The 10564-nt window shown below is 71.0% G+C and carries 12 protein-coding genes and 1 rRNA gene; 11 read left to right on the forward strand and 2 right to left on the reverse strand.

Translation table 11 applies throughout. The annotated features are described in order from the left end of the window. The 10 genes from rrf to DI269_RS09345 form a co-directional block, all read left to right on the forward strand. Window positions 1–99: ribosomal RNA gene (gene rrf / locus DI269_RS09300) — 5S ribosomal RNA — on the forward strand; the annotation flags it as partial. Between the two features lie 86 nt (window positions 100–185). Continuing rightward, window positions 186–788, forward strand: a complete 603-nt coding sequence (gene nadD / locus DI269_RS09305) for a nicotinate-nucleotide adenylyltransferase (RefSeq protein WP_112135026.1) — start codon at window positions 186–188, stop codon at window positions 786–788. A gap of 119 nt (window positions 789–907) precedes the next feature. After that, window positions 908–1330 carry a ribosome silencing factor gene (gene rsfS / locus DI269_RS09310; RefSeq protein WP_112135028.1) on the forward strand — a complete coding sequence of 141 codons (423 nt, stop codon included), beginning with the start codon at window positions 908–910 and terminating at the stop codon, window positions 1328–1330. Beyond that, a complete protein-coding gene (locus tag DI269_RS09315) occupies window positions 1327–1980 on the forward strand; it encodes a histidine phosphatase family protein (protein ID WP_157974861.1) in 654 nt (217 codons plus the stop codon). Before rsfS ends, DI269_RS09315 begins: the two co-directional genes overlap by 4 nt. A gap of 138 nt (window positions 1981–2118) precedes the next feature. Continuing rightward, window positions 2119–2547, forward strand: a complete 429-nt coding sequence (locus tag DI269_RS26945) for a hypothetical protein (RefSeq protein ID WP_157974862.1) — start codon at window positions 2119–2121, stop codon at window positions 2545–2547. Between the two features lie 13 nt (window positions 2548–2560). Continuing rightward, window positions 2561–3409, forward strand: a complete 849-nt coding sequence (locus DI269_RS09325; protein ID WP_112135032.1) for a DegV family protein — start codon at window positions 2561–2563, stop codon at window positions 3407–3409. Window positions 3410–3601: 192 nt separating this feature from the next. After that, a complete protein-coding gene (locus tag DI269_RS09330) occupies window positions 3602–4375 on the forward strand; it encodes a helix-hairpin-helix domain-containing protein (protein WP_112135034.1) in 774 nt (257 codons plus the stop codon). Window positions 4376–4436: 61 nt separating this feature from the next. Next, window positions 4437–6752, forward strand: coding sequence for a ComEC/Rec2 family competence protein (locus tag DI269_RS09335; RefSeq protein ID WP_198667276.1), 2316 nt, complete (start codon window positions 4437–4439; stop codon window positions 6750–6752). A gap of 156 nt (window positions 6753–6908) precedes the next feature. Further along, window positions 6909–7898 (forward strand): DNA polymerase III subunit delta, encoded by a 990-nt coding sequence (holA, locus tag DI269_RS09340; protein ID WP_112135037.1) that lies wholly within the window; start codon window positions 6909–6911, stop codon window positions 7896–7898. Further along, window positions 7891–8142: a hypothetical protein gene (locus tag DI269_RS09345; RefSeq protein WP_198667277.1), complete on the forward strand. Its 252-nt coding sequence runs from the start codon at window positions 7891–7893 to the stop codon at window positions 8140–8142. The genes holA and DI269_RS09345 overlap by 8 nt, the downstream gene beginning before the upstream one ends. Before the next feature lie 183 nt (window positions 8143–8325). Here the strand turns inward: DI269_RS09345 and rpsT are convergent, their stop codons facing one another. Both rpsT and DI269_RS09355 read right to left on the reverse strand, forming a co-directional pair. After that, a complete protein-coding gene (gene rpsT, locus DI269_RS09350; protein WP_091053507.1) occupies window positions 8326–8598 on the reverse strand; it encodes a 30S ribosomal protein S20 in 273 nt (90 codons plus the stop codon). Window positions 8599–8799: 201 nt separating this feature from the next. Further along, window positions 8800–9396 (reverse strand): TetR/AcrR family transcriptional regulator, encoded by a 597-nt coding sequence (locus tag DI269_RS09355; RefSeq protein ID WP_198667278.1) that lies wholly within the window; start codon window positions 9394–9396, stop codon window positions 8800–8802. An 88-nt stretch (window positions 9397–9484) separates the two neighbouring features. Between DI269_RS09355 and DI269_RS09360 the strand changes: the two genes are divergently transcribed. Then, a complete protein-coding gene (locus DI269_RS09360; protein ID WP_112135039.1) occupies window positions 9485–10507 on the forward strand; it encodes a hypothetical protein in 1023 nt (340 codons plus the stop codon). Window positions 10508–10564: the final 57 nt, after the last annotated feature.

A 10564-nucleotide genomic window follows, 5' to 3' on the forward strand; every position in this document is an offset into this window, starting at 1 on the left:
AGTGACACACCCGGTCCCATTCCGAACCCGGTCGTTACGGCTTCCAGCGCCGATGGTACTGCACCCGAGGGGGTGTGGGAGAGCAGGACACCGCCAAACATTACACATATGAGGAAAGGCCCAGTGCGAAAGCACTGGGCCTTTCCTCATGCCCTGATTCAGAATTGCGCGATAGTATTCGGCCTGTGGTTGACCAGGGTGCCCGACGTATCGGGGTGTTCGGCGGGACGTTCGATCCTCCGCACCTCGGGCATCTGGTGGCTGCCAGCGAGGCGGCGTTCGAGCGCCGGTTGGACGAGGTGGTCTTCGTTCCGGCCGGCGACCCCTGGCAGAAGGCCCACATCAAGGTCACCGATGCCGCTGCGCGCCTTGAGATGACGCGGCTCGCGATCGGATCTGATCCGCTGTTCCGGGTGAGCACCTGCGACATCGATCGCAAGGGCGCCACGTACGCGGTGGACACGGTCGCCGATGTGCGCGGGGAGTACGACGGCGAGGTCGAGCTGTTCTTCATCATCGGCGCCGACTCGTTGGAGAACCTGCACACCTGGCACCGAGTCGAGGAACTGGTGAAGGCCGTGAAGTTCATCGCGTTGAACCGGCCGGGGCATTCGCGGAGCGAGGTCGACACCTCGTTCGGGATCGAGGTCGAGTTCATCGACATGCCGGCGGTGGACCTGTCGTCGACCGAATGCCGGCAGCGAGTGCGGGACGGGCAGCCGGTGCGTTATCTGGTGCCGGAGGCGGTTGCGGAGTTCATCGCGGACCGCGGGCTGTACCGCGGCTGACGGCTGGGACGAGTCGCACAGCGACCGGCGCGAAACAGGGAGGTCGGCGTCGGACCGCACGTGTAAAACTAGAGCTGAACCGGCGGAGCGCCGGTGGAGACTCGTCGACAGGAGCGTTCGTGACCGCAAGCGAAACCGCCAAGACCCTGGCCTTCTCAGCAGCCCAGGCGGCGGCCGACAAGAAGGCCTTTGCCATCAACCTCCGGGACGTCACCTCGAAGATCGCGCTCACCGATGTGTTCGTGATCGTCTCGGCCTCGAACGAGCGGCAGGTTCACGCGGTCGTCGACGCGGTCGAGGAGCGTCTCATCAAGGAGCACGACACGCGTCCCCTGCGCCGTGAGGGCAAGGGCGGCGAGCAGTGGGTGCTCCTGGACTACAACGAGATCGTGGTGCACGTCTTCCACCAGGAGGCGCGCGTGTTCTACGGTCTCGACGGGCTCTGGAAGGACTGCCCCGAGATCGAGTTCGTCGACCAGGCCGAAGTCGAGCGCGCGCGTCGTGCCGAGGTCGGCGGGGACGAAGTCGAGGACGAGCGGTGAACCGGCTCCTCGTCGTCCGCCACGGGCAGACCGAGTGGAACATCGCCGGGCGCATCCAGGGCTCTTCGGACATCGACCTCGATGAGACCGGCCGTGCGCAGGCCGTCGAGGCCGGTCCTGAGCTTGCCCGGTACGAGCCGGCGCGGATCATCTCGTCCGACCTTCGGCGCGCCGTCGACACGGCGAAGCCGGTGTCGGAGCTCACCGGAATCGACATCGAGCTGGACAAGCGGCTCCAGGAGCGCGGTTACGGCCCCTGGGAGGGCCTGACGGGCGCGGAGATCGCCGACCAGTTCCCCGACGACCACCGGCGTTGGCGCGGCGGAGAGCCGTTGCAGCACCCCGAGATCGAGACGTGGAACGAACTGCACCGGCGGACCGCCGAGGCCGTGCGGGACATCATCGAGTCGGACGTCGACGGGACCGCGATCATCGTCTGCCACGGCGGTTCCGCCCGGCAGATCGTCGGCGGGATCCTCGGCTGGGACCAGACGCCGACGAGCAGCCTCTCGGGGCTGGACAACGCGCACTGGGCCGACCTGCGCCGGATGCGGTCGGGGAAGTGGCGCATGTTCGGCTACAACCTGGGCGTTCCGGCTCCGCACACGATCGGGGCGAGCCCGCTCGCGAAGGGCCAGCTGGCCCGGTAGCGGGTTTTCGCCGCCGAGTGCTGGACCCGGTCCCTCCCCGGGATTTAGGCTTCGGTCGTGGTGCAACCGCGCCGGGACCGGAGACGTCAAACCGTCATGGACACGCATACATCCCGAATCAGGCGAATCGCGAATGCCGTGGGGCTGCTGACCGGCGGACTCATGCTGGCCTCCCTCACCGCGTGCGGTGCCGGGGGGAGCGGCTCCGAGGACGACCCCTCGGCGACCCCCACGACCGCCGTCCCGAGCGAGTCGTCCACCCCGACCGGCGAGGAGACCACCGTGCCCGACATCAGCCCTTCCCTGGAGCCGTCGTTCGAGGACTCCTCGAAACCCGGGTCGGCTTCGCAGACGACCATCACCGGGACGATCGCTTCAGGCGTCGAGTCCGGCTGCCTGATCCTGGAGTACGACGGCACTGTGTACGGGATCTACGGCAGCTACGACTCGTCGATCGTCTACGCGGGCGCCGAGGTCACGCTGCACGGCGCCGTCGACTCCGGCATGATGACCACCTGCCAGCAGGGGACCCCGTTCGTGGTCTCGGAGGCCGAGACCGCGAGTTAGGTACTGTGGCCGGGTGACCGTCGTCGTCGTAACCGATTCCACTTCGGCCCTGCCCGAGGCGCTGCGCGCTTCGCACCAGGGCCTGACGGTGCTCGGCATCCCGGTCCTGATCGGCGGCGTCGAGCACCGCGAGGGCGAGGACGTCGGCGGCGAGGCCATCCTGCGCGCGATGCGCGAGGGCCAGACGGTGACCACTTCGGGCCTGCCGCCCGAGGAGCTGCGGGCCACGTACACGCGGCTGCTCGACGAGGGCGCCACCGGGATCGTCTCGGTGCACCTGTCGGGCAGGCTCTCCGGGACCGTGGCGGCCGCTGAGGCGGCCGCCGCCGGGTTCGGCGGCCGGGTCGCGGTCGTGGACTCGCTCGGGGCCGGCATGGGCGTCGGCTACCCGGCGATCGCCGCCGCGGAGGCGGCCGAGAAGGGCTGCGATCTGCTGGCCGCGGCCGCGGCCGCGCAGGAGGCGATCGGGCGGACCACGACGTACTTCTACCTGGACACCTTGGAGTACCTGCGCCGCGGCGGCCGCATCAGCGCCGCTCGGGCGATCGTCGGGACCGCGCTGTCGGTGAAACCGATTCTGGGCGTTGAGGACGGGCGCATCGACGTGATCGAGAAGGTCCGGACGCCGACGCGCGGTTTGCAGCGGCTGGCGGCATTGGCCGTGGCCGATGCAGGCGAAGCCGAGGTCGAGATGACGGTGCACCACTTGGGCACCGAGCGGCGCGCCGAGGCCCTCGCGGGGTGGCTCCAGGAGCGCTTCGAGGGCCGGCTGCGGCGCATGGACGTCACCGAGGTCGGCGCCGCCGTGGGCGCGCACTGCGGCCCGGGCCTGGTCGGGGTCATTACGCGTCGGCGGTCTTGACTTACGACGGTTGTCGGTGGTGCCGCGTAGATTTGAAATGGGGGGTCCCCGGGTGTCCGATATGCCGCGAACCTCCGTTCGCGTTTTGAGGCGGCGCCTGCACGGACTCGGGTTATCCACAGGTCGCCCTGAGTTATCCACAGGCCGGAAAAATCTCAGTCACGCCCGTAACCTTCGCTCGTTGACCCGGGTATGGAACGCGAACAGCCACCCGAATCAGAGGCCCTCACCGCCCGACTGCGACTGAAACTCCACTCGGCCGAGGGCGAGGTCTGCAAGGAGACGGTCGACGCCGACAGCGGTGAGACCCAGCCCGAACCCGTCCCGAAAGCGCCGCCAGCGCGGCGGTTCGAGGACCGCATCGAACGCCTTCAGAACCGCTTCGGACTCTCGCACCTGAACCGGTGGGTGCTGGCGATCGTCGGCGTCCTGGTCGCGATCGTCGGTCTCTCGGTGACGATCCTGTCCTGGCCCGAATCCCAGCCGGCCGCCACCGCTCCGGTGACGGTTCCCGAGGCGTCGGAGCAGGCGCCCGCGATGATCGTCGTCTCCGTCGCGGGGGCGGTGAACAAGCCGGGAATCGTCGAACTGGAGACCGGTGCGCGCGTCGCCGACGCCATCGAGGCCGCGGGCGGTCTCGCCGAAGGCGCCGACCCCGGGTACCTCAACCTCGCCCGGGTCGTGGCCGACGGCGACCTCGTGGCGGTGCCCGATGCTGCGGCGTCGGGCGCGCCTGTTCCCGGAGCCGGTGGTTCCAGCGGCGGTGGTTCGGGCGGGCTCGTGAACATCAACGTCGCCAGTGCGCAGGAACTCGACGCCCTCAACGGGATCGGGCCGGTCCTCGCCGAGCGGATCATCGAGTACCGGGAGTCCAACGGCAGCTTCCAGTCCGTGGACGAGCTGTCCGAGGTCTCCGGCATCGGGTCCGCCTTGCTGGAGCAGCTCCGCGAGCAGGTGACCCTGTGAACGGCTTGCGGCGCTTCGTCAACCGATGCCGGGACTGCTTCTTCCTGCACGTGGCTCCGTCATGAGCGCCGAGTTCATGCTGCGGCCCGCGCCTTCCGAGGTGGTGCGGCGGGACTGGCGGCTGCCGCTGGTGGCCGCCGGGGTGTGGGCGGCGGCGCTCGCGGGCCTGTACGGCGGGGTCGTCAGTGGGCTGGCCACGACGGCGATCTGCCTGTTGCTGGTCGTCTTGGGACTCAAGCGCAACCGGGGGATCGCGGCCGCCGTGGCGACGGTCGCGTTCGGTGCCCTGCTCGGCTCCGGGGTCACGACCGCGCACGTCGCCGCCCGCGACCATGCCGGGCTCGCCTCGCTGACCGCAGCAGAGGCGCACGGTGAGGCGGAGCTGGTGCTGCACACCGTACCGAAGCAGTCCACGCGCTGGCCGGACATGGTCACGGCGACCGCGCGGCTGCGCTCGTTCAAGACCGATGACGCCGTCGTCGAAGGGAACTGGCAGGTCCTGCTCGTCGCGAACGGCGGCGAGTGGGTGGAGCTCGATGCCGGTCAGCGGGTCATTGCGCCTGCGGTGCTTCGGGAAGCGGAGCCCGGGCGGCTCACGGCCGCGGTCGTCAGCGCCCGCGGGCCTCCCGAACCCGTAGGCGAGCTCGCGCTTCAGCACCGGTTCGCCGCCCATGTGCGCGAGCGGCTCGCGGAGGCCGTCGAGGCGGTGCCGCAGCCGGAGGCGGGGCTGATCCCGGCGCTCGCGGTGGGCGACACGTCGATGATGGACCCCGAGCTCGCGGCGGACTTCCGCACGACCGGGCTGGTGCACCTGGTGGTCGTCTCCGGGTACCACCTGAGCCTGCTGGTCGGGGCAGTGCTCGCGGTGGCCGTCGCGTGCCGGGCCGGGCCACGGGCCCGGGTGGTCGCGGGTGCGGTGGCCGCCGGGGTGATCGTGGTCGTCGCGGGGCCGCAGCCGAGCGTGCTGCGGGCGGCGGTGATGGCCGGGATGACGCTCCTGGCGCTCGCGGCCGGGCGGCCGCGGGCGGCGATGCCCGCCTTGGCCACCGCGGTGCTGCTGGTGGTCCTCGTCGACCCGGACATGGCCGCGCAGGCGGGGTTCGCGCTGTCTGTGGCGGCGTGCGTCGGGTTGCTGCTGTTGGCGTTCCGGTGGGCGAAGCCGCTGGAGCACCGGGGCTGGCCGCAGAGCGTGGCGCTGGCGGTGACGATTCCGCTGGCGACGCAGGTGGCGGTGACGCCGCTCCTGGTGGGCCTCGGCAGCGGCGTGAGCCTGGTGTCGGTGCCGGTGAACCTGCTGGCGGCGCTGGTGGCCGCGCCGGTGGTGGTCCTGTCGGTCGGCGCCGCAGCCGCCGCGGCGGTCTGGGTCCCGGCGGGGGAGTTCGTGTCGCAGCTGGCCGCGCTGCCCGCGCGCTGGCTGATCTGGCTGGCGCGCACCGGCGCCGAGATCCCCGGGGCGCTGCTGCCGGTTCCCGGCGGCGTCTGGTGGGGGATCGGTGCGGCCGTGGTGCTCGCGCTCGTGATCGGGCTGCTCCAGGTGAGGCGGCTGCGACGCGCAGTGCTGGCGCTGCTCCTCGCAGCGGGCCTGGGGACGGTCCCGGCGTGCCTCTTCTCCGGCGGCGCTCCGACCGGGTGGGTCGTGACGATGTGCGATGTGGGCCAAGGGGACGCGCTGGTGCTGCCCGCGGGCGATGCGGCGGTGGTCGTCGACGTCGGGCCCGACCCGGCGCTCATCGACGCGTGCCTGGATTCGCTTGGTGTGGAGCGGGTGGCGCTGCTCGTGTTGTCGCACTTCCACATCGACCACACCGCCGGGATCGGCGGCGTCATGGAGGGTCGTGAGGTCGCCGCGATCCTCGCGCCGCCACCGGGCGAGGCGCAGTACGGCTTCAAGCTCGTGGAAGAGCGGGCCGGGGCCGTGCCGCTGCTCGAAGCGGTGCCGGGAGAGGTGTTCGAGTTCGGCGAGACGCGATTGGAGGTGCTGGGGCCGCCGCCGGACTTGTTGAGCGGCACCCGGTCGGACCCGAACAACAACTCGGTCGCGCTGCGGGCCGAGGTCGCCGGGACGAGCGTCCTGCTCTCGGGGGACGTGGAACTGGAGGGCCAATGGGCGCTGCTGGACCGCGCGGCGGCGCTCGACGTCGACGTGCTGAAGGTACCGCACCACGGGTCCTCGTTCCAGGTGCGCGAGTTCCTGGAGGCCGCGGACCCGGCGGTGGTGCTGGTCGGCGTCGGGGCCGGCAACGAGTACGGCCACCCGGACCCGGGGCCGCTCGGCCTCCTGGAGGACGGCGGCGCGCTGGTGTTCCGGACGGACGAGGACGGACGGATCACCCTGTCGCAGAACGGAGGACGAATCGAGGTGAGAACCGAGGACTGATGTGAGCGAACGACTACCAGACGACGCCGTTCGGGTGATTGGGAGACGGATGCGCCGGGGCGAGTCGGTACACATCGTCAGGAGGCGGGCACTGTAAGGAAAGCGCCGGACCGGTCGCGGCCCTGAGCGACCCGCGCGGCATGGGAGGATGGTGCCGTGGCTGCACCTGAACCCATCCGCCTGATCCTGGGCGACGACGAATTCCTCGCCGAGCGGGCCGCCGCCGAGTACGTCAAGGCGGTGCGCGCCGAGATGCCCGGGGACGACCCCGCGCCGGCCGTCAACCGCATCGCCGGCGTCGACCTGAACGCGGGGGCGCTGAACGAGCTGACCAGCCCGACCCTGTTCGGCGGCGCGGTCGTCGGCGTCATCGAGTCGGGCCAGGACGTCGACAAGGACACCATCGCGGCAGTCCTCGCGTACGCGAAGCAGCCCGCGCCGGACATCTACCTCGCCGTGTGCCACAACGGCGGCAACAAGGGCAAGGCGCTGTCGGAGGGCCTCAAGAAGCTCGGGCTCGACCCCGTGCGGGTCTCGAAGATCAAGCGGCAGCCCGACCGGGTCGCGTTCGTGCGCGGGGAACTGCGCGACGCCGGGGCGTCGCCGCGGTCGGCCTCGGCCGAGATCGCCGACACGATCATCCAAGCGGTCGGCTCGGACCTGCGCGAGCTCGCCTCGGCGTGCAAGCAGCTAGTGGCCGACACGGACGGGAAGATCACCCAGGAGAGCGTCGCGCAGTACTACTCTGGGCGCGCGGAGGTCTCCGGGTTCGCCGTCGCCGACGCGACGATCGCCGGCGACGCGGCCGAGGCGCTCGGCGCGCTGCGCTGGGCGATGCAGGTCGGCGTCGACGCGGTGCCGATCGCCGACGCGCTGGCGATGGCGGTGCGGAACCTGTCGCGCGTCGCCTCGGAGCGGGGCGGGGCGGCGCAGCTGGCCGGGCAGCTCGGCATGGCGCCGTGGCAGATCGAGAAGGCCCGCAAGCAGGCCCGCAACTGGACCGCCGACGCGCTCGCGGAGGCGATGCAGGTGTGCGCGCGGCTCAACGGCGAGGTGAAGGGCGGCTCCGATGACCGGGGCTGGGCCCTGGAGCACGCGATCCTCCAGATCACGCGGTTGAGCGCGGCGGGGAGGAGCCGTGTCTGAGTACCGGCACGGGCGGGTGAGCCGCCCCCGCAGGTCCTGGTACGCGCGGGCGCTCGGGCTCAAGCACCTCTACCTGTCGAACCTGATGTGCGTGCTGCTGTTCGAGGGGTCGGTCGCGCTGGCGGTGCTGATGGCGCTGACGGAGCTGGTGTCGTGGTGGGTCGTGCTGATCCTGCCGCTCGCGGTGGCGGCCATGGTGAAGCTGAACGACGTCGTCGCGGGCGCGCTGAACCGGCACGGTTGACGGGCACGGCGAGAGCCGGGCGCGGCCGGATCGAGCCGCCCCCGAATCGATAGTGCCCGAGGGGTGTGACAGGGCGCGGTGGCTGTGGGGCCGTGCCGGGCTTGGGGGATCGGGGTATGCCGAAGGCCCGGGGCCGTTGGCCCCGGGCCTTCTGAAGCTTTGTGGTCTTCGCCTGGCTCGCGGTTAGGCGGCGGCGGAGAGCTTGTTGAAGGAGGCGGCGAGCTTCGACTTGCGCTGCGCGGCCTGGTTCTTGTGGATGACGCCCTTGGTCGCGGCCTTGTCGAGCTCGCGGCTGGCGGCGCGCAGGTGGGTCTCTGCGGCGGCGACGTCACCGGTGGCGGAGGCCTCGCGGAACTTCCGGACGGAAGTCTTCAGCGACGACTTCACCGACTTGTTGCGGATGCGGCGCTTCTCGTTCGTGAGAATGCGCTTTTCCTTGGACTTGATGTTCGCCACGCGTGAACCCTCAGTTTCGTGATTGCTTGGTTCCTTCATTGATCGCATCAGAGGCAGAGGGCACTCCGAGCGCCTGTCAACGTTACCAGGACCCGAGCAGTACGCACGCCCTGGGAGCATGACCGCGAGCCAGGTTACACCAGGTGGCGGCCCCCGCTCGCGTCCCGGTCCCCGGCTGTCGCCCACGTTACGCCGGTTTCCCTACACGGAGGCGCCGCGGGCCCGGAGCGCGGGCAGGATCACTTCGTCGACGATGCTCGTGACCGCCTCGTCGGAGATCGTGCCGAACAGGAGGAACTCGTTGCGCGCCAAGTCGGTCGGGAGCCTGAGCAGGCGCGGCGTGAGCTGCTCCTCAGTGAGTTCGCCGCGCTCGATCGAGCGCCGGTAGATGACCTGGTAGACCATGTTCACCAGCTCGTTCGCGAGCCCGCCGAGCAGGACCTCGCGCGCCTCCGGGTCCTTGCTGACCTCGGTGAGCATGCCGAGCATCGCGGTCTGGCCGATCACGGACATGCGTTCGCGCGCGACTGTGAGCAACGCGACCATGTCGCCGCGCAGGGACCCGGTGTCCGGTACCGACTCGGCCTGCGGGATGCGGTTCGCGATGCACGCGATGAGCATCTCCACCTTCGTCGACCAGCGCCGATACAGCACGGGCTTGCTCGTGCCGGCCCGCTTCGCGACGCCCTCCATGGTGAGCCCCAGGTAGCCCAACTCGCTGAACTCCGCCCACACGGCTTCGAGGATCGCCAGCTCAAGCGCCTCGCCGCGACGTCTGGACGCACCTTTGCGCTGCAACGCGACCCCCCTAGATACCGATGGTTTCTTATGTTGGCTTGGGACTGTCAAGATACGGCCCGTATCTTACGGATGATTGGAAACCATCATGGAAACCACCCCCGAGCGCACCCCGATCGGGCGGGTGATCGGGTTGAGCGCCGGTCTCGCCCTCATCGTCGGCGCCATCACCCTCGCCTTCGCCTGGCCCTCGGCCGGCATGGGCCCCAACGAGGTCCCGATCGCCGTCATCGGCCCCGACGAGGCCGCCGCGCAGGTCCAGGAGCAGCTCGACGCGGCCGAGCCGGACGGCTTCGACGTCACGGCCGCGGCCGACGCCGACGAGGCCGAGGCGCTCATCGAGGACCGCGAGGTCTACGCCGCCCTCCAGATCGCCTCCGACGGGATCACCGTCTACACCGCCTCGGCCGCCTCGCCGACGGTCGCGCGCCTCGTCACCGGCATCGCCGACCAGATCGCGGCCCAGATGGGCCAGGCCGGCGGCCAGACCGTCCAGGTCACCGTCGAGGACCTCGTCGCGCTCCCGGCCGACGACCCGAACGGGGCCGGGCTCGCCGCCTCGGGCCTGCCGCTCGCGGCCGGCGGCATCATCATCGCCGTGCTCATCGGTTCGGCCGTGCGCGGCTCGGGCCGCCAGGTCGCCGCCGGGGTCCTCGCGCCGATCGCGGTCGGCGCCGGCGTCGCGGCGATCCTGCTGTACGTCCTCGAATCGATCGACGGCGACTACCTGTCCGTGGCCGCGGCGATCACCCTCGCGGCGGCCGCGACCTCGTGGTTCATCCTCGGCCTGCGCAAGCTCATCGGCTCGGCCGGCATCGCGGTCGGCGCCGTGGTCGTGATGCTCCTGGGCAACCCGATCTCGGGCCTGACCAGCGCCCCCGAGCTGCTGCCGGCGCCGTGGGGCGAGGTCGGCCAGTACCTGACGCCGGGCGCGGGCGCGACCCTGCTGCGCTCGACGGCCTACTTCGACGGGAGCGGCGGCCAGGCCGCGGTCTGGGTCCTCGCCGCCTGGTTCGCGGCCGGAGTGCTGCTCTTCACGATCGGCGCGGTGCGGGCCCGGGTCAAGGCCGTCGAGGTCCCGGACCAGGAAACCGCCCCCGTGGCCGCCTAGCGGCCGCCTCCGGGGAACGCCACGGCCCCGGCCCGCATCGCTGCGGGCCGGGGCCGT

The organism is Glycomyces dulcitolivorans, from assembly GCF_003265355.1.
GTDB classification, from domain to species: Bacteria; Actinomycetota; Actinomycetes; order Mycobacteriales; family Micromonosporaceae; genus Glycomyces; species Glycomyces dulcitolivorans.

Bases quoted from the DNA above. Each gene is read 5' to 3' on its own strand.
- DI269_RS09360 (WP_112135039.1), top strand. From the start codon at position 9,485: ATGGAAACCACCCCCGAGCGCACCCCGATCGGGCGGGTGATCGGGTTG.
- DI269_RS09335 (WP_198667276.1), top strand. From the start codon at position 4,437: ATGAGCGCCGAGTTCATGCTGCGGCCCGCGCCTTCCGAGGTGGTGCGG.
- DI269_RS09330 (WP_112135034.1), top strand. From the start codon at position 3,602: ATGGAACGCGAACAGCCACCCGAATCAGAGGCCCTCACCGCCCGACTG.